This window comes from Sulfuriferula sp. AH1 (assembly GCF_002162035.1).
GTDB lineage: Bacteria > Pseudomonadota > Gammaproteobacteria > Burkholderiales > Sulfuriferulaceae > Sulfuriferula.
This window is the reverse complement of record NZ_CP021138.1, coordinates 1622884-1642593: the sequence shown is the minus strand read 5'-3', so window position 1 is coordinate 1642593 and position 19710 is coordinate 1622884. Positions and strand designations below refer to the sequence as shown.

The window sequence follows — 19710 nt, the reverse complement described above, 5'->3', positions numbered from 1 at the left end:
TAGTGAGCACATCATGATTTCATGGAAATTATCGTTATCACTGATTTTTGCCTTGCTGGCGATGCCGCTGTCAGGCGTCGCGCATGCCGACCGGCTTAAGGATCTGGCAAGCATACAGGGCGTGCGCCAGAACCAGCTGATCGGCTACGGTCTGGTGGTCGGCCTTGATGGCAGCGGCGACCAGACGACGCAGACGCCTTTTACGGTACAAAGTGTGGCAAGCATGCTGAAGGGCATGGGGGTGAACCTGCCGCCCGGCACTACGTTACAGCTGAAGAATGTGGCTGCGGTCATGGTCACCTCGTCATTGCCGGCATTTGCCCAGCCTGGCCAGTTGCTGGATGTCACCGTGTCGTCCATGGGTAATGCCAAGAGTATCCGCGGCGGTACGCTATTGATGACGCCGTTAAAAGGTGCGGATGGCCAGATCTACGCAATGGCGCAGGGCAATGTGGTGGTGAGTGGCGCAGGTGCTGCGGTGAATGGCGCGAAAGCGCAAATCAACCATCTCAGCGTGGGGCGGATTTCTTCCGGTGCGACCGTGGAACGTGCGGTTGCCAGCGCGCTGGGGCAGGACAATGTGATTCACCTGGAGCTCAATGATACCGATTTCTCCACTGCGAGCAGGGTGGTCGACGCGATCAATCAGCGCTTTGGCAAGGATACTGCTGCCGCACTCGACGGACGTGTCATTCAGGTGCGCACACCGGTCGGCAGTAACGAACGGGTCGCGTTTTTGGGCAATCTGGAAAGCATTAACGTTAATCCTGCACAAACCATCGCCAAGGTAATCATGAACGCGCGCACCGGCTCGGTGGTGATGAATCAGTCCGTGACACTGGATCCTTGTGCCGTTTCGCACGGCAATCTGTCGGTGGTGATCAAGTCCGAGCCGTCAGTCAGCCAGCCGGCTCCTTTCTCCAGAGGCAAGACGACCGTCACCCAGAGTTCGCAGATCGAGATCAAAAGCGAACCCGGCGAAATGATGATGGTAAAAGGCGGTGCTTCATTGTCGGACGTGGTGAAAGCGCTTAACGCAATCGGTGCGACACCGCAAGATCTGCTGGCAATTCTGCAGGCGATGAAATCGGCCGGCGCCTTGCGGGCCGAGCTGGAAATCATCTGAGGCCGGCCATGATCAGCTCAACTGACATTACCAGCAGTCTGGCAGTCGATACTCAGGGCCTGGCCGAGCTGCGCCGGTCCGCCAAGGATAATTCTCCTGAAGCAATCAAGACGGTTGCCAAGCAGTTTGAAGCGGTGTTCATGAACATGATGCTGAAAAGCATGCGTGAAGCCACGTCGCAGGACGGCATGTTCGATAACGAACAGAGTCGTTTGTATACCTCCATGCTGGATCAGCAATTGAGTCAGAGCATGGCCAGCCGCGGCATCGGTCTGGCAGATGTGCTGACACGGCAATTATCCGCATTTGCCGGCGCTCCCTTGGCTGCCGCCGCATCTGCCAAGGCGGGGATTGACAATCATGCCGCCGCTCAGTCCGGTGCGTCTGACAGCGCTGCTCAATCGGGTCATCTGCAATCTGCGCTTGCACGGTCATTCCAGAATAAATTGCGGACTCATGCCGAAGAAGCCAGCCGCACGACCGGTATCCCGGCCAAATTCATGCTTGGACAGGCTGCTCTGGAAAGCGGCTGGGGTCGCAAGGAAATCCTAACGGCGGATGGCTCGACCAGCCATAATCTGTTTGGTATCAAGGCCGGATCATCCTGGAATGGCAAGACCGTCGATGCCGTTACGACAGAGTATGTGAACGGCGTCGCACACAGGCGAGTGGAGAAATTCCGGGCTTATGACAGTTACGCAGATTCCTTCCGCGACTACGCCCACCTTTTGCGCAGTAATCCGCGCTATCAGAACGTGATTGCCAATGCGCATGATGTGGCAGGCTTCGCCCAGGGTTTGCAACAAGCCGGTTACGCGACCGATCCACACTACGCAGATAAGCTGACCAAAATTATTAATCAATCGTTATCAGCCTGATTCGTTAAAGTTTCCCCCGTATCTGCCGCTAACCTGAGTAACGTATTAGAGTAAAAATATCATGGCCACTAATATTCTTAGCATCGGACAAAGCGCGCTTGCTGCAGCCCAGGTGGGCATCAGCACGACAGGCCATAATATCGCTAATGCATCGACGCCGGGTTATAGCCGGCAAGTGGTCGTGCAGGGAGCTGCCCTCGCGCAGAACTTTGGTTACGGGTTTGTTGGCCAGGGTGTAGATGTCACGACGATACAGCGCATCTATTCCGATTTTCAGGCAGCGCAAGTCCGTAGTACGCAAAGTGCGAAGAGCGGACTGGATAGCTATTACGCCCAGATTACCCAAGTCAACAATATGTTTGCAGATTCAACGTCGGGCTTGTCGCCGACCTTGCAGGGTTTTTTCAGCGGTATTCAGAACCTGGCTTCAGATCCTTCCTCGGGCGCAGCGCGCCAGACGACTTTGTCATCAGCTAATGCATTGGCCTCGACTTTTCAGAATATGGGGAGCCAGCTTGATCAGATGAACCAAAGCGTTAACGCCCAGGTTACCAGCAGCGTTGCTACAATCAATTCGCTAGCGACCCAGATTGCCCAGCTGAATTCCAATATCGCACTGGCGCAAGGTTCCGGACAGCCGCCGAACGATTTGCTGGATCAGCGCGATCAACTGGTACTGGATCTGAGCAAGCAGATTAAAACCAGCGTTGTGCCACAGGATGATGGCAAGTACAACATCTTTATCGGTAATGGGCAATCGTTGGTAGTCGGCTCTCAGGCCTACAGCCTGACTACCGCAGTATCGCCTACCGACTCAAGCCGGGTTGTACCTGCTTACAATACGCCAGGTAAAACAGTGCTTCTGGACGGCAGTGCACTCACTGGCGGTCAGTTGGGCGGCTTGCTGGATTTCCGCAATCAGACACTGGACCCTGCAAAGAATGCATTGGGACGAGTGGCGATTGGCCTGGCCACGACTTTCAATGCCCAGCATCGTCTGGGGCAGGATCAGAACGGCAATCTCGGGGGAGATTTCTTTACCGTCGGTACACCTTCCGTGACCGCAAATACCGGTAATCTCGGATCCGGTGTGGCAACGGCGAGCATTAGCGACGTCAATGCCTTGACCGTTAGCGATTACCGCCTTCAATATGATGGCGCCAATTACACGGTTACACGTGTTTCCGATGGCAAAGCTACGACCTTTGCCAGCTTTCCGCAAACGATAGACGGAGTTTCGTTCAATTTAACGGGAACGCCCGCGGCAGGTGACAATTTTCTGATCAAGCCTACGGCGACCGGCGCAACCGTTTTCGGCGTGAATATTAGCGATCCAAGCCTGATTGCCGCCGCGGCCCCTATCGTGACATCGGCGACCATCAGTAACACAGGTACTGGGGTAATCAGTGCCGGGAGCGTAGACAGCGCCTATCTGGCTTCGCCATTAACGGCGCCAGTCACGCTGACTTATGCATCGGGAACCAATCAGTTGACCGGCTTTCCGGCATCCCAGCCGGTGACGGTGACCAGCAATGGCACCACGACTACCTTTGCAGCAGGCGCGCCTGTCACTTACACGCCGGGAGCAACCATCAGCTTCGGGGGCATCAGTTTCACTTTGAGCGGCACGCCTGCGAATGCCGATACGTTTACGGTCGGTCCGAATACGGGCGGCGTGGGCGATAATCGTAATGCGTTGCTGTTGGGTGCACTGCAAACTGCCAATACGCTGGCGAATGGGACAGCCAGTTATCAAGGGGCTTTTTCCCAGATGGTTGCCACCATCGGCAGTAAGACGAATGAGATCAATGTGACGAGTACCGCCGAGGGTCAGACATTGTCGAATCTTGTGGCGGCACAGCAGTCTACGTCCGGCGTGAATCTTGATGAAGAGGCTACCAATCTGTTGCGTTATCAGCAGGCTTATCAGGCTGCAGGTAAAGTGATGCAAGTGGCCAGTCAGTTATTTAGCGTGTTGCTGTCTTTAGGTCAGTAACGGGGGGTAATCATGCGGATCAGTACCAGTACTCTTTATGAACAGGGTTCGGCCAAAATCAGTGACTTGCAAAGTGCGCTGGTAACGACGCAACAACAGCTGGCTACAGGTAAACGGATGCTGACGCCCGCCGATGACCCTAATGCGATGGCACAAGTGCTGGACCTTACGCAATCGCAATCGGTAAACACGCAGTTTTCAACGAACCGCCAGACAGCGACGACTTCGTTAAGTGCCGTGGATGGGGCTTTATCAAGCGCTACGGATCTGCTCCAGAGCTTGAGGACACTGACTGTTACTGCCGGCAACCCGAACATGACCAGCACTCAACTCGCTTCCATCGCCGCTCAGTTCCGCCAGGGGTTTGACAGTCTGCTATCTTTGGCTAATGCGACAGATGCAAGCGGGAATTATTTATTTGGTGGTTACCACACGGCGACTCCGCCATTTGTGAAAACCAGTACCGTGGTAAGTGGTGTCACCGTTACCGGTGCGCAATACGTTGGCGATCAGGGTCAGCGCCAATTACAGGTGGGCAGTACGCGTCAGCTTGGAATCAGCGAATCCGGTCAGGGTATTTTCCAAACCGGCACTCAGGATATTTTCAAAACCCTGGACGCTTTCGCAACGGTGCTGGAGAATCCGGCCAGTACACCCAGCCAGATCACCACTGCACTGCAAACAGCGAATACGAATATTTCAGCGACGATGGACAATGTCCTGACGGCGCGCGCTTCGGCTGGTTCAAAGTTGCAGGAGCTGGATTCGCTTAATAGTTACGGTTCGAATCTCGATCTCCAGTACAGCCAGAGCTTGTCAAGTCTGCAAGATCTGGATTATGCTAAAGCCGCAACCAAGCTGGCACAACAACAGACGACCTTGCAAGCAGCGCAGCAGTCTTTTGTGAAAATATCGAATTTATCTCTATTTAATTATATTAATTAACAGGTAATTCTCTGTTTTCAGAAAAATAAAAATAAATATTCCTGAGTAGCCGTTGCATGTAAATATTTGCATGCGTTTAATGAGGCTTCCTGGAAGGAGAATACAATGCAGGATAACCAGACCATGGGTGCGCAATTACAGCAATTGCTGACCGCGATTTCTATCCACGGCAATCAGCATGTGCTGGAAATAGAACGTGATCTGGCTCAAACGAATAGCCTGCTGGAGGAAGCGATCCGTAAACTGGGCGAGAGCTTTCTGTCCATACACCAGGGCTTGTCATCGCATCAGAATTTGGCGGCGGATTTACTGGATGGGCAGTCAGGCGAGGAATTGACAAGGCTGCAAGCGGAAATCAATCAGCATATCAATGCTGCCATTACTGGTCTGCAATTTCAGGATATGACCAGCCAGCTTATTACCAAAATGACAAAGCATATAGCCGAACTGCACGATGTGTTCGCGGTAATGGATAGGCCTGATCGTCAAATCCCTGCGGTTGCAGACGAGGCGGATATCCTGGCAATCGTAAATGCCATGAATGCGGATTTACAACGGCAGAGGCTGATTTTTGATGACGTTTCACGCAAGAAAGTGACGCAGCAGCATCTGGATAGCGGTGATATCGAATTGTTTTAAAGGTACTGAACGACGGCATTCGTCAGGTTGTGAACAGAGAGTATATAAAGAGGAATATGATGGCCAAGACCATATTAGCAGTGGACGATTCAGGCTCCCTTCGGCAAATGGTGAGCTTTAGTCTAAAAGCGGCTGGTTATGAAGTGACGGAAGCTGTCGATGGGCAGGATGGCTTGAATAAAGCGAAACAGCACACTTTTGATCTGGTATTGACCGACCAGAACATGCCGCGGATGGATGGTTTGACCCTCATCAAAATGTTGCGCGGCATGGCAAATTATCAGCATGTTCCGATTCTGATGCTAACGACCGAATCCAGTGATGAAATGAAATCCCAGGGACGGGCTGCCGGTGCGAATGGCTGGCTGGTAAAACCGTTTGATCCGCAAAAATTAACGGAAGTGGTTAAAAAAGTGATTGGCTGATTTCAGGGGTACGCATTTGTTTTTATATTGTATTTTATGGCAGTGATTGCCGATTCAATCTGGACAGCGGATCTTTTTTGAAGATATGCTTTTCCGGTAACCCCGCATGGAATAAAGCAGGAACGCGTAATTTAGGGAGTTGGCAATGACGGTTGACATGAGTCAGTTTTACCAGGTGTTTTTTGATGAAGCCGCTGAATTACTGGCTGAAAAAGAAAGATTATTGCTTGATGTGGATATCGCAGCGCCGGACTCGGAAGATCTGGATGCCATCTTTCGTACGGCGCATTCCATTAAGGGCGGGGCGGCGACATTCGGATTCAATGATATTACTGAAGTGACCCATGTTCTGGAATCCTTGCTGGACCGTATCCGTAAGGGTGAAATACCTTTAACTTCCGAGCATGTCGACGCATTTCTGACGGCAAAAGATGTGCTCGAGATGTTAATTGACGGCCATAAAAACGGCAGCGACGTGGACCATGAGGCCGTTGAACAGATCAGCACGCGTTTGAATGCGCTGTCCGCCCTAGGAGCGGTGCCGGGGGGCATGCCGCAAACTGCAAATGATAAGACGGCATCGACTCATGCCGTACCTGCCCAGACGGATGCCATCGTTCCCCCGGCAGCAGCTGCATCGCTACAGCATTTTCGCATAGAGTTACCAGAGACCCCGCAACGCGATATAGACGCGCTGGCAAGCGAGCTTGGCCTGCTTGGCGATATTACGCAATCCCGTCTGGATGATCAGCGCGCAGTGTTCGTGCTGGTGACGGAGGAGAGCGTTGATGACATCGTCGCGATTTGTTCTTTTGTGCTTGATGCCGATGCCTTGAAAATTACCGATATCACGCCGGAGCAAACACCCCCCGCGGCTACTCCGGCATCTGCCGGCGAAGATGTGGGGTACGGTTTCTTCGAGCCGATGCGCACGGAAATCGAAGCAAAGGAAGCTGCTGCCGCCGCGACCGAAGCCGCACAAGCAAGTGCAGCCTCGGCTGAAGCGGTGGATAAGAAATCAGGTAAACGGGATGGTGAGAAGTCGGCCGGACACAATGCGGAATCCAGCTCGATCCGGGTAAGCGTGGAAAAAGTGGATCAGCTTATCAATCTGGTGGGCGAGCTTGTTATTACCCAGGCGATGATTGAACAGCGCATCGGCAATCTCGATCCGATGTTGCACGAAGGCTTATTGAATAGTGTTGGACAACTCACCCGCAATACCCATGACCTTCAGGAAGCGGTCATGTCCATACGCATGATGCCGATGGATTACGTCTTTTCCCGTTTCCCGCGCATGGTGCGCGATCTGGCCGGGAAACTGGGCAAGAAAATAGATTTTGTGACCCAGGGCGCTGCGACCGAGCTTGATAAAGGGCTGATCGAGCGCATTGTCGATCCGTTGACCCATCTGGTGCGCAACAGCGTCGACCATGGCATTGAGTTGCCGGATATACGCCGGGCCGCCGGCAAGTCTGAAGCGGGTAAATTGACGCTGGCTGCTTCCCATCAAGGGGGAAATATCGTCATTGAAGTCAGCGATGATGGCGCGGGGCTTAATCGCGATCGCATTTTGTCCAAGGCGCGACAGCAAGGTATCCCTGTGACGGACAACATGCCCGATGAAGATGTCTGGCAATTGATATTTGCGCCCGGGTTCTCCACTGCAGAAGCGGTTACAGATATTTCCGGCCGCGGTGTGGGCATGGATGTGGTAAAACGAAATATTACTGCAATGGGCGGGACAGTGGAAATTCGCTCTGCACGCGGATTTGGCTCCACCATGCGCATTTCATTGCCATTGACTTTGGCCATTCTGGACGGGATGTCGGTCAAGGTCGGTGAGGAAATATACATCGTGCCGCTTGCATACGTGATCGAATCATTGCAACCGGCAACGACCGAGCTCAAGGAAGTAGCTGGTCAGGGACGATTAATCAAGGTGCGTGAGGAATACCTGCCGTTAATTTACCTTTACGAACAGTTTTCAATCAAGCCATCCCATACCGAACCTTCGGAAGGAATCGTGATAATTCTGGGTATGGACGGCAAAAAAGCGGCCATGTTCGTCGACAGCCTGGTTGGACAGCAGCAAGTCGTAGTCAAGAATCTGGAATCCAATTTCCGCAAAGTGCCCGGCATATCCGGTGCGACTATTCTGGGTGATGGTGGCGTATCGTTAATCGTGGACGTGTCCGCTTTGATACGTTCACTTGGATAAATCTATTTAGGTCAAGAGGTCAGTTATGCAAACTAATATGCACATGAGCGGTAATGCGGAAGATACCGCAGGACACGAGTTTCTGGCGTTTACATTGGGTGCTGAAGAATATGGCATCGATATTCTGAAGGTTCAGGAAATCAGGGGGTATGAGAGTCCTACGCGCATCGCCAACGCGCCTGACTTCATCAAGGGCGTCATTAATCTGCGTGGGCTGATTGTGCCGATAGTGGACATGCGGATTAAATTTGCACTGGGTACGGCCAATTACGACAACCTGACGGTCGTCATCATTCTGAATATTGGCGGTCGCGTGGTCGGGATGGTGGTAGATAGCGTATCCGATGTCATTACGCTTAATCCCGAACAGATCAAACCTGCCCCGTCGATGACCAGCGCACTCGATACCAGCTATCTGATAGGTTTGGGCACCGTAGACGATCGTATGCTGATTTTGGTTGATATCGATAAATTGATGTCCAGCAGTGAAATGGGTCTGATAGACGAGATGGTTGCTTGATCAGATTGATAATTAGCATAAAAGGATTACATCATGTTTAGTCAGATGAGTATTAAAACCCGGTTGATAGGCGCATTCGGACTATTTACCTTCTTGTTGTTTTTTGTCGGCGGGTTAGGGATTTATAGCGCGCAGCATAATGTGGCGCTGTTGAAAACACTGACGATTAAGGACAAAACTGCAGAAGCGGATGTCTTGCGGATCAAGTATCGCATGGAATTCAATCGCAGCGAATTGCTGCGTGCCATACAGCATGATCCTTCATTCAGCATCTCGACACTGCATGATCATTCCGTGGACAAGCATGTGGCGAGTATCGAGGCAAGCAATAAAATACTGCAGGACAAGCTTGGGGATTACAAGGCCGGGATTGCCGACCCGAAGGAAAAGGAGCTATTTGATAGCTGGGTAGCGGATTCCAATAATATGGCTGTGGATACGATTCATCAGGTAATGGCTGCTGTTCAGGCCGGTCAGTGGGAAACAGCGGAAACCATGACTGTTAAGGTCATTAATCCGTTATTTATCAAGAGTGATGCAGATTCAAAAGCCTTAGCCGAATATCTGATGCGCCGTGCAGAAAAAAACCGGGCGCAGGTTGATACAAATATTGCTCAAATGAGTTATCTGCTGATCGCTGTCATTCTGCTTGGCGTGATTATGGCAGTGATAACGGGATGGTGGCTGATTCGCGGTATTACCATACCTTTGCAGCATGCGGTGGAAGTGGCGCGTCGTGTTGCAGATGGCGATTTGCGTTCGGATGTAAGCATCATTAATCAGGACGAAATCGGTAAGCTGCTAAATGCATTGAAGGATATGAATGCGAGTCTGGCGCACATAGTTGGCGAGGTGCGTCTTGGTACCGAGACCATCGCGTCTGCTTCAGGCCAGATCGCAGCCGGTAACCTTGACCTGTCCAGCCGCACGGAAGCCCAGGCTGGATCATTGGAAGAGACCGCTTCGGCGATGGAAGAGCTGACCTCGACGGTCAAACAGAACGCCGACAACGCACGTCAGGCTAATCAACTGGCAGAAACGGCATCGGAAGTTGCGGTCAAAGGCGGCACCGTGGTGTCGGAAGTCGTCGCCACCATGGGTGCCATCAATGACTCGGCGCGCAAGATTGCCGATATCATCGGCGTGATTGACGGTATCGCCTTCCAGACCAATATCCTTGCATTGAATGCTGCGGTGGAAGCGGCGCGCGCAGGTGAACAGGGGCGAGGCTTCGCGGTAGTTGCTTCCGAAGTACGCAGCCTTGCGCAGCGCAGCGCGGCGGCCGCGAAGGAAATCAAATCACTGATTGACGACTCGGTAGAGAAAATCGAAGTTGGCAACAAACAGGCAGGCCAGGCCGGTACGACGATGAATGAAGTGGTATCGAGCGTGCAGCGCGTCACCGACATCATGAGCGAGATCACGGCTGCCAGCCACGAACAAAGCATGGGCATCGAAGAGATCAACCGTGCGATCAGTCAGATGGACGAAACCACCCAGCAGAACGCCGCGCTGGTGGAAGAAGCTGCTGCGGCTGCCAAGTCGATGCAGGATCAGGCCGGGCATCTCGAGGAATTGGTTAATAAATTCCAAGTCGATCACCCGCAACGCAGTGCGCCTGCGCGTGCCAAGTTAAAGAAACTGTCTGCCCAGCAAAGTCAGCGGGTAGCGAGTAAGCCTTCAACCAGCGCCAACAAGAAACTGGCGGCCACGGTGAATAACGATGAATGGGAAGAGTTTTAGCCCGGATTGAATCGCACGGGAGAAGATTGTTTGGGTTGGGGCTGATTGGACGGGTTTGGGGTAAATAAGATGAATAATATAAATATTAGTACACGTTTGGCATTGGCATTTGGGCTATGTTTTCTATTCATGATTGTGATCGCGCTGATTGCATTTTCCGGCTGGGAAAATGCGCAAATTATCGTGATAGCTTTGTTGGTGGTCGGTGCTGTTATGGGGGTAGTGATCGGGACGCTGTTCGTGCGCAGTATCACCGGTCCGTTGCGTCAGGCGATAGAGATTACTCATAAGATTGCTGAAGGTGATTTGACCGCCGAAATCGATTTTGTGGCCAAGGACGGACTGGGCCGATTGTTCTCCGGTTTGCGGGAGATGAACGCCAGTTTGGTCAAGATCGTCGATGAAGTGCGTCTTGGTACCGAGACCATCGCGTCTGCTTCAGGCCAGATCGCAGCCGGTAACCTTGACCTGTCCAGCCGCACGGAAGCCCAGGCTGGATCATTGGAAGAGACCGCTTCGGCGATGGAAGAGCTGACCTCGACGGTCAAACAGAACGCCGACAACGCACGTCAGGCTAATCAACTGGCAGAAACGGCATCGGAAGTTGCGGTCAAAGGCGGCACCGTGGTGTCGGAAGTCGTCGCCACCATGGGTGCCATCAATGACTCGGCGCGCAAGATTGCCGATATCATCGGCGTGATTGACGGTATCGCCTTCCAGACCAATATCCTTGCATTGAATGCTGCGGTGGAAGCGGCGCGCGCAGGTGAACAGGGGCGAGGCTTCGCGGTAGTTGCTTCCGAAGTACGCAGCCTTGCGCAGCGCAGCGCGGCGGCCGCGAAGGAAATCAAATCACTGATTGACGACTCGGTAGAGAAAATCGAAGTTGGCAACAAACAGGCAGGCCAGGCCGGTACGACGATGAATGAAGTGGTATCGAGCGTGCAGCGCGTCACCGACATCATGAGCGAGATCACGGCTGCCAGCCACGAACAAAGCATGGGCATCGAAGAGATCAACCGTGCGATCAGTCAGATGGACGAAACCACCCAGCAGAACGCCGCGCTGGTGGAAGAAGCTGCTGCGGCTGCCAAGTCGATGCAGGATCAGGCCGGGCATCTCGAGGAATTGGTTTACAAGTTTAAATTGGGCGATGCCAGGTCATTATCCGGGAAGAAACGTACATCGCAAGCAGATGCCAGCCGTCGGCGTATTGCTTCTTCTATAGCAGTCAGTCCGGGTAAATATCAGTCAAAGCCTGTTCAAAGCCTGGCGGCTGCAACTGATCGTGGTGACGAGTGGGAGACCTTCTAAAGGTGGCAGGAAGCGCTGCGTTTGTATCAATGTGAATGTTTAAGCAAGATGTTTGAAAGTGAAATGAGTTTTAGCAGAAAAAGTAAATTATTAGGAGCAGTGCTATGTTTAAAAATCTAACAATTAAATCAAGACTCATTTTCGTGATTAGTTTCCTTAGCGTGTCATTGATTGCTGGTGGTCTTATGGGAATTTATTTTCTGGGGTTATCCAATGACACCGTGAAAAACATGTATGAAGATAAGGTTACTAAATTAAGCGAGCTGGACGCAACGGTGCGCTTAATGAATCAAAATCAATTAATGCTGGCGCAGGCGATTGCAGGGAAAATGGCCACGTTTCCAGATGACGATGCTAAAACTGACAAATACATTGTTGAGATTGATCAATTTATTGAGAAGATTAATCACATGCAAGAAGAGTTGCTTGCCAAACAGTGGTCGCCAGATGAAAGGGCGCTATTGGATAAGATAGTTATAGCCCGGAAAAGATATGGAGGGGAGGCCGTTCGTCCGGCACTGGCAGCATTGAAAGCCCATGATTACCAGCAAGCTACGGAAATTTTGCAAGGGCCGCTACTCGAACGCTTTTTGAGTTTAACCGTTAATTTTAATGAGTTGATCAAGCTTCAGATTGAAGCTTCCAAATCAGCTTATGATCAAGGACAGGCGCACTATAATCTGGTGCGGACGCTTGCCATTTTATTAACGATTTTCGGTGTGGTAGTGGCTGCCTTTATGGCTTGGTGGTTGCTTACTTCGATTACCCGTCCGCTGGCGGAAGCTGTGAATGTAGCGAAACGTGTCGCTGCAGGAGATTTGAGTCAGGAAATCACTGTTAAATCCAATGATGAGACCGGTGTGCTCATGCAGGCCATGAAGGACATGAATGACGGTTTGCTCGATATCGTGAGCCAGGTCAGAACAGGCACCGAAGCAATTGCTTTGGCTTCGCAGGAAATCGCAACAGGCAATCTGGATTTATCCAATCGCACGGAATCCCAGGCGCATGCTTTGTCGATGACGGCTGCTGCAACTGCGCAGATGACTTCCACTGTCCAGCAAAATACTGAAAGCGCACATCACGCACAGAAGGTTGCCGCGACTACGCGCGAAATCGCTGAAGCCGGCGGCCAAACCATGAGTGAGGTAGTGAGCACCATGGCCGAAATCAGTACCAGTTCGAAGAAAATCGTCGATATTATCAGTGTTATTGAGGGCATCGCTTTTCAAACCAATATACTGGCGCTTAATGCCGCTGTCGAGGCGGCCCGTGCCGGAGAGCAAGGTCGCGGTTTTGCGGTAGTCGCCGGTGAGGTCAGAAGTCTGGCGCAGCGCAGTTCGGCTGCTGCAAAGGAAATCAAGACGCTGATAAATCATTCAGTTACGAAAGTGAAAGATGGTTCGCGGCTGGTTGAAGAAGCTGGCGAGAACATGGAAGAAATTTTGACTGTGGTTGGCTTGTTTACCGATTTGCTGGACACAATCTATAACGCATCCAGCCAGCAAAGTTCGGGTATCGCCAATATCAACCAGTCTGTTTCCGAAATGGATGAAATGACCCAGCAGAATGCCGCGTTGGTGGAACAGGCCGCTGCTGCTGCACAAAGCATGCAGGATCAGGCAATTGCACTGGAAGGCGCAGTCAGTGTGTTTAAGCTGGCTAAAAACGAACGCACCAATCATCAATTCGATACCGGTTCATACAAATCAGAGCAGCCGCAATCGGTTAAAGCGACATCCAAAAAATCTACGGATATCGAGGGCGTGGGGGAAGAGTGGGATGAGTTTTGAATGTGCTTGCCGGGTAGAATGACTGTCGATTTGATTTGAGCGATTGGTGGCAATTATGCCGCGGTATGGATTTTCCGGTGAAGATAGGATGGGCGAGCATGGCTGTGGCGGGTAAAGACTCAGTAACAGCGAAGGAATTTACCTTCACCGCTCGCGATTTTGCGCTTGTGCGTGAAATGATATACCGGTGTGCCGGAATTTCATTGTCTGAGAACAAGCAGGATATGGTTTATAGCCGGCTGGCTCGGCGATTAAGAGCGGTTGGAGTCGATACTTTCGCCAAATATCTGAGTGCATTGGAGCTTGACCCGAATAGTAAAGAATGGGAAGCGTTTACCAATGCATTGACAACGAATCTGACTTCCTTTTTTCGGGAAGCTCATCATTTTCCGATGCTGGCAAGTTTTGTAAAAACAAGACCTGCCGAAATCAATGTCTGGTGTTCAGCAAGCTCGACCGGAGAAGAGCCTTATTCGATCGCAATGACAGCATGTGAAGCTTTTAATACCTTGACCCCGCCGGTTAGGATTATTGCGACCGATATTGATACCAATGTGCTGGAAGTGGCCGAAAATGGCATATATGCAGCTGATAGGCTTGATAAAATGTCAGCGGAAAGGGTGCGCCGTTTCTTCCTGAAAGGTAAAGGGGGAAACGAAGGCATGGTGCGCATCAGGAAAGAACTGCGGGACATGGTTACTTTTGAGCAACTGAATTTGCTCAGTGCGCATTGGCCGATTACCGGCCCATTTGATGTGATTTTTTGCCGTAATGTCATGATTTATTTCGATAAGCCGACACAAGCCAAAATTCTGAATCGGTTTGCGCCATTAATGCGGCGTGATGGACTGCTGTTTGCCGGGCACTCCGAGAATTTCCTGAACATTACCGACACTTTTAGTTTGATCAGCAAGACTGTATATGAATTGAACCACCAATCAGCAAAATCTAAATCGCAAGGGTAAGGGAGTATTGATGGGCTGGGAGGCGGCAGAAGAACACTTCGCTAGTAATGTTTACTATGACGCTACATTTAAATGTGATGCGGCAAAGTTGCTGCCTGGCGAATATTATTATACTGATAAAGATATGCTGATCGTGACCGTTCTCGGATCATGTGTTTCGGCATGTATAAGGGATCGGGTTAAGGGTATTGGCGGGATGAATCATTTCATGTTGCCGGATTCCGGGGCTGAGGCCGATAGTCCGGTGTCGCCATCAATGCGCTATGGCACGTACGCCATGGAAATCCTGATCAATGATTTGCTCAAAGCCGGGGCGAAACGTGACAATCTGGAAGCCAAGGTTTTTGGCGGCGGTAATGTTTTGAAAGGTTTTAGCAGTATCAATGTCGGCGAACGCAATGCCCAGTTTGTGCGTGATTTTCTGCGCGCGGAACGAATGCGTGTCGTAGCAGAAGATTTGAATGATATTTATCCCAGGAAAGTCTATTTTTTCCCACGCACCGGCAAGGTACTGGTGCGTAAGATAAAAGAATTGCGCAACTCTACGCTGGCACAGCGCGAGGCGGAATACGCAAGTCGTTTAAAGGTCGACACCGTGTGCGGTGCAATCGATTTGTTTTGAATTCCACTACATTGCTGCATTGTCGGCGTGGTATACAGGAATAGCATGATGAAAATAAAAGTACTGATAGTTGATGACTCCGCATTGATACGTAGTGTCATGTCCGAAATCATTTCGGATCAGCCTGACATGGAGGTGGTTGGCGTCGCACCGGATCCAATTGTAGCGCGCGAGATGATCAAGGCCACAAATCCCGACGTGCTGACGCTGGATGTTGAGATGCCGAAGATGGATGGTCTGGATTTTCTTGAAAAGTTGATGCGTCTACGGCCCATGCCGGTTGTGATGGTTTCTTCCCTGACTGAGCGTGGCTCCGAGATCACAATGCGGGCATTGGAGTTAGGGGCGGTCGATTTTGTTACCAAACCTAAGATGTCGATAAAAAACGGTATGATGGAGTATGCTGAGCTGATTAGCGACAAGATTCGTGCGGCAGCCAGGGCTCGAGTGACAGCGCGGAAAATTCAGCCGGATGGTACTTCTGTTTTATTGCCTTCAATGGGTAATCCGTTATTAAGTAGTGAAAAGCTGATTATGATAGGTGCATCGACCGGAGGTACGGAAGCGATCAAGGAATTTTTAATACAAATGCCGCCGGACTGTCCCGGCATCCTGATTACACAGCACATGCCGGAAGGCTTTACCAAATCGTTTGCGAATCGCCTTAACAGTCTATGCAAGATCGCTGTTAAGGAAGCTGAGGGCGGCGAACGTATCTTGCCTGGGCATGCATATATTGCTCCCGGTCATTCGCATTTATTGCTAACGCGCAGCGGAGCGAATTATATGACACAATTAGACCAGGGGCCGCCGGTAAACCGGCATCGCCCCTCGGTGGACGTATTGTTCGGGTCAGCGGCAAAATTCGCGGGCAAAAATGCGGTTGGTGTCATTATGACCGGCATGGGCAAGGACGGTGCTCAGGGAATGCTGGAAATGAAGCATGCGGGCGCACAGAATTTTGCTCAGGATGAGGCTTCCTGTGTGGTATTTGGTATGCCGCGTGAGGCTATTGCGATTGGTGCAGTCGACGAGGTCGCTGCAATTAAGGATTTACCTGGCAAGGTGATAAATTACCTGGCTACGCACGGAAGCCGTTCTTTGCGAGTGTAGTTTATTCCGGTTGCCTGATTTATAGATTGTTGATGATGGAGTGACATATGGCAGATGCAAATTTAAAGTTTTTGGTGGTAGATGATTTCTCAACAATGCGGCGTATCGTTCGAAACTTGTTAAAAGAACTGGGTTACTCCAATGTGGATGAGGCCGAAGACGGCGTGATCGGTTTGTCAAAACTGAGAAGCGAACATTTCGATTTTGTCGTATCGGACTGGAACATGCCCAATATGGATGGTTTGACGATGTTGCAGCATATTCGTGCTGATCCGGCTTTGGCAAAATTGCCTGTGCTGATGGTTACGGCGGAAGCCAAGAAAGAAAATATCATTGCCGCAGCACAAGCTGGTGCTAACGGATATGTAGTGAAACCGTTTACTGCCGCGACGCTGGATGAAAAACTAACCAAAATATTCGAAAAACTAGGCATGTAAGGGGCGTTATGAATAATAAGCCGATGCCGACGACGGAGGATGATATAGCCGTACCTGACGAATTATTGTCCAGAGTGGGGCACCTGACTCGCACTTTGCATGATAATTTGCGTGAGCTGGGTTACGATCAGGCCATACAAAATGCGGCGCAGGAAATCCCGGATGTGCGCGATCGCCTGAATTATGTAGTTAATATGACCGATCAGGCCGCGCAGCGTGTACTAAACGCAATCGATCGGGCAATCCCGTTGCAGGAAACCATTTCCAAGGACGCTTCCGTACTTGCCAATGACTGGCAGTCACTTTTAAAACAACCTTTTGACGAGGCCGCATATCGGAAGATGGCAGATTCGACCGTGTGCTATCTGGGCGAGGCTTGTACGAATACTGATGCAACCAAACAGCAATTAATGGAAATCATGATGGCTCAGGATTTCCAGGATCTGACCGGACAGGTTATTCGTAAAGTGACTGATATTGCGCATAATCTGGAACATCAATTAGTTAAGCTGCTGCTGGAATATGCACCAGCAGAAATTAAACGCGAGAAAAACTCAGGATTGCTGAACGGCCCTCAAATTGATCCTGCTCAGGAGGGAGTGGTCTCGAATCAGACCCAAGTGGATGACTTGTTGGATAGTTTGGGTTTCTGATGTATGTACTGGAAAAGTTATGAGTGATGTGCGGTTGGTTGTTCGTGAACCATTATTGGATGCCCAGCAGCAAGTAGCCGGTTATGAGTTTTCATGGATGCACGATTCATTGGGCGCATCAGATGAAATTGAGGACACTCATAAACTTATCGATCTGATCATCAATAGCGCTGATGATGAAGATGCCTTGGCATCGTTCAGATACAGGCGCTTCATGCGCGCGCCTGCAGCATTATTGCTGGAAGAAGCCTTTGCGCTCCTTCCCGCCGGCAATACCAGTTTAATTGTTACAGTAGAAGATCTGGCTGATGCGGCAGTGTATGCAGCCGTGAAACTTTTGCGTAAGGGAGGCTATGGTATCTTGTTGCGGGGGGTAGACATGAAAGCCCTGGATCCCAAACAGCTGGTTCTTTCTACCGCGATTGAAGTGTATTTCGATCCCGACAATTTTGCCTCGCAAGCGCGTATTTACGGTGTTCTGAAAAACTCGCCTATCCGCATGTTGGCGCGCAAAGTAAGTAATTGGCAGGAATACGACGCCTGCGGCACACTGGGCTTGCAAGCGTTTGCAGGCCGGTTTTATCTGACGCCAAGGGTAGCGATACAGAAATCGGCCGAGTTGAATCCATCCCAGGCCATGCTGTTGCAACTGATGGAGCTGGTTCGCAATAATGCGGACATCCACCAGATTGAAGAAATGCTGAAACACGATCCTGCAATCTCTTACAAGTTATTGCACTACATCAATTCTGCGGGTTTCGGTCTGGGCTTCGAGATCGAATCCATGCGTCATGCAATTCAGGTGCTCGGCTACAATCCGTTATATCGCTGGTTATCGGTGTTGCTGGCCAGCGCCAATCCTGCGACGGCTTCACTCATTCTGATGCAAACGGCGATTACCCGTGGGCGCTTGACCGAGCTGCTGGGCAAGGCCTATTTATCCAGAAGTGACGCGGAGAACCTGTTTATAACCGGCATGTTTTCGTTACTGGATCGATTGCTTGGTGTACCGATGGAACAGGCATTGGAACAGATTCAGCTACCGGATTCGGTATTGGATGCTCTCCTTTCCCGTGAAGGTATTTATGCGCCTTTCCTGAATCTGGCAGAGGCATGTGAGCACTCTGCCGATGCGCCAATGATGCAGTCGTCAGAACTGAATATCGATACAGATACCGTTAATCGTGCTCATCTGGCCGCACTGGCCTGGGCGCAAAGTCTGGAAGCCTGAGATATTTTCAAAGATCAATTATGAAACAGGCGTTGCGTAAAGTTGAATCCTTGTTGAATTAATGCCTGCAGGGGTGTTGCCAGATAGGGTAATGCCAACGCCAGGACAACAAAACCTATCCCCAATGTAATGGGGAAACCTATTCCGAATAAATTGAGCTGAGGCGCCGAACGGGTAAGTATGCCCAGCGCAATATTGGTGATGAGCAACGCAGCGATCATAGGCATGGCAAGTTGCACCCCCGCGCTGAAAATGGTTCCTCCCCAGTTCGCCATTTGCAGAAATCCGTGAGTGTCAGGAAATGCCATGGAAATGGGCAGTGAAGTAAAACTTTGTACCAACTCATCGATAAGCATTAAATGGCCGTTAATCGCAAGGAAGATCAGCGTCGCAAGCATGCTCAGAAACTGGCTAATGGCAACGCTCTGACCACGGGTTTGCGGGTCAAAGAAACTGGCGAATCCCAGCCCCATGGTCATGCCCGTAATCGTACCTGCCATATCCACTGCCATGAAGACAATGCGCATCGCAAAGCCCATGGCCAAGCCGATGACCAGTTGTTGCACCAGTATCAGTATGCCGGTGAGCGAGGCCGGATTTACAGCCGGCATGTGGGGAAGGGTGGGGCCGATGATGAGCGCCAGTATGACTGCCAGACCTATTTTGCTTGTTATGGGAATGCTGTCATGACTTAAAACCGGAGCGGCACTGATCAAGCCCAGTATGCGCGTGAGCGGCCATATGAATCCGCCCAGCCATGCATAAATTGCAGTATCGGTAAATGAAATCATGGATAGCGCTTGAACTATCCTACAAGGTTGGGGATATTGGTGAAGACCTCACGCATGTAATCCAGCAAGACTGACAGCATCCAGGGGCCAGCCACAACGAGGGTGATGAAAATGCCTACCAGTTTTGGAATAAATGACAGCGTGGTTTCATTGATTTGCGTGGCTGCCTGGAAAATGCTGACGATCAGGCCGATGATTAGGGCTACCAGCAGCATCGGCGCTGAAACCATCAAGGTGACTTCCAGTGCATGCCGACCGATGGTCATAACACTTTCCGGGGTCATATCTATTCCTTGTC

The 19710-nt window shown here is 51.0% G+C and carries 18 protein-coding genes and 1 pseudogene; 17 read left to right on the top strand and 2 right to left on the bottom strand.

From position 1 onward, the window contains the following. The first annotated feature begins 13 nt into the window (after positions 1-13). The 17 genes and pseudogenes from CAP31_RS08360 to CAP31_RS08280 all read left to right on the top strand — a co-directional run bounded on the left by CAP31_RS08360 (position 14) and on the right by CAP31_RS08280 (position 18621). The gene (locus CAP31_RS08360; RefSeq protein WP_087447120.1) at positions 14-1126 is read left to right on the top strand and encodes a flagellar basal body P-ring protein FlgI; all 1113 of its coding nucleotides are present in this window, start codon (positions 14-16) and stop codon (positions 1124-1126) included. Positions 1127-1134: 8 nt separating this feature from the next. Continuing rightward, entirely contained in the window at positions 1135-2004 is an 870-nt protein-coding gene (gene flgJ, locus CAP31_RS08355; protein WP_087447119.1) for a flagellar assembly peptidoglycan hydrolase FlgJ, read from the top strand. A 61-nt stretch (positions 2005-2065) separates the two neighbouring features. Then, complete coding sequence (gene flgK / locus CAP31_RS08350; protein WP_087447118.1) at positions 2066-4000, top strand: flagellar hook-associated protein FlgK; 1935 nt, start codon at positions 2066-2068, stop codon at positions 3998-4000. A gap of 12 nt (positions 4001-4012) precedes the next feature. Next, complete coding sequence (gene flgL / locus CAP31_RS08345; protein WP_087447117.1) at positions 4013-4945, top strand: flagellar hook-associated protein FlgL; 933 nt, start codon at positions 4013-4015, stop codon at positions 4943-4945. Between the two features lie 105 nt (positions 4946-5050). Next, positions 5051-5584: a hypothetical protein gene (locus CAP31_RS08340; protein ID WP_087447116.1), complete on the top strand. Its 534-nt coding sequence runs from the start codon at positions 5051-5053 to the stop codon at positions 5582-5584. A 59-nt stretch (positions 5585-5643) separates the two neighbouring features. Further along, on the top strand, positions 5644-6009 hold the full coding sequence (locus CAP31_RS08335) for a response regulator (protein WP_087447115.1): 366 nt from the start codon (positions 5644-5646) through the stop codon (positions 6007-6009). A 145-nt stretch (positions 6010-6154) separates the two neighbouring features. Next, positions 6155-8230, top strand: a complete 2076-nt coding sequence (cheA, locus tag CAP31_RS08330) for a chemotaxis protein CheA (RefSeq protein ID WP_087447114.1) — start codon at positions 6155-6157, stop codon at positions 8228-8230. A gap of 25 nt (positions 8231-8255) precedes the next feature. Beyond that, positions 8256-8750 (top strand): chemotaxis protein CheW, encoded by a 495-nt coding sequence (locus CAP31_RS08325; protein ID WP_087447113.1) that lies wholly within the window; start codon positions 8256-8258, stop codon positions 8748-8750. Positions 8751-8783: 33 nt separating this feature from the next. Next, the gene (locus tag CAP31_RS08320; RefSeq protein ID WP_087447112.1) at positions 8784-10493 is read left to right on the top strand and encodes a methyl-accepting chemotaxis protein; all 1710 of its coding nucleotides are present in this window, start codon (positions 8784-8786) and stop codon (positions 10491-10493) included. Between the two features lie 240 nt (positions 10494-10733). Beyond that, positions 10734-11807: pseudogene (locus CAP31_RS08315) on the top strand (methyl-accepting chemotaxis protein); the annotation flags it as partial. A gap of 104 nt (positions 11808-11911) precedes the next feature. Then, on the top strand, positions 11912-13600 hold the full coding sequence (locus CAP31_RS08310) for a methyl-accepting chemotaxis protein (protein ID WP_087447110.1): 1689 nt from the start codon (positions 11912-11914) through the stop codon (positions 13598-13600). A 98-nt stretch (positions 13601-13698) separates the two neighbouring features. Beyond that, the gene (locus tag CAP31_RS08305) at positions 13699-14565 is read left to right on the top strand and encodes a CheR family methyltransferase (RefSeq protein WP_087448322.1); all 867 of its coding nucleotides are present in this window, start codon (positions 13699-13701) and stop codon (positions 14563-14565) included. Positions 14566-14575: 10 nt separating this feature from the next. After that, positions 14576-15187 (top strand): chemoreceptor glutamine deamidase CheD, encoded by a 612-nt coding sequence (cheD, locus tag CAP31_RS08300; protein ID WP_087447109.1) that lies wholly within the window; start codon positions 14576-14578, stop codon positions 15185-15187. Positions 15188-15235: 48 nt separating this feature from the next. Then, positions 15236-16300, top strand: coding sequence for a chemotaxis response regulator protein-glutamate methylesterase (locus CAP31_RS08295; RefSeq protein ID WP_087447108.1), 1065 nt, complete (start codon positions 15236-15238; stop codon positions 16298-16300). Positions 16301-16347: 47 nt separating this feature from the next. Continuing rightward, positions 16348-16737 carry a chemotaxis response regulator CheY gene (cheY, locus tag CAP31_RS08290; protein ID WP_087447107.1) on the top strand — a complete coding sequence of 130 codons (390 nt, stop codon included), beginning with the start codon at positions 16348-16350 and terminating at the stop codon, positions 16735-16737. An 8-nt stretch (positions 16738-16745) separates the two neighbouring features. Next, complete coding sequence (gene cheZ, locus CAP31_RS08285) at positions 16746-17390, top strand: protein phosphatase CheZ (protein ID WP_087447106.1); 645 nt, start codon at positions 16746-16748, stop codon at positions 17388-17390. 19 nt (positions 17391-17409) lie between these two features. Beyond that, positions 17410-18621 (top strand): EAL and HDOD domain-containing protein, encoded by a 1212-nt coding sequence (locus CAP31_RS08280; protein ID WP_087447105.1) that lies wholly within the window; start codon positions 17410-17412, stop codon positions 18619-18621. A 14-nt stretch (positions 18622-18635) separates the two neighbouring features. Here the strand turns inward: CAP31_RS08280 and fliR are convergent, their stop codons facing one another. Both fliR and fliQ read right to left on the bottom strand, forming a co-directional pair. Beyond that, positions 18636-19412, bottom strand: a complete 777-nt coding sequence (fliR, locus tag CAP31_RS08275; protein ID WP_087447104.1) for a flagellar biosynthetic protein FliR — start codon at positions 19410-19412, stop codon at positions 18636-18638. Positions 19413-19426: 14 nt separating this feature from the next. Next, positions 19427-19696, bottom strand: a complete 270-nt coding sequence (gene fliQ, locus CAP31_RS08270) for a flagellar biosynthesis protein FliQ (protein ID WP_087447103.1) — start codon at positions 19694-19696, stop codon at positions 19427-19429. Positions 19697-19710: the final 14 nt, after the last annotated feature.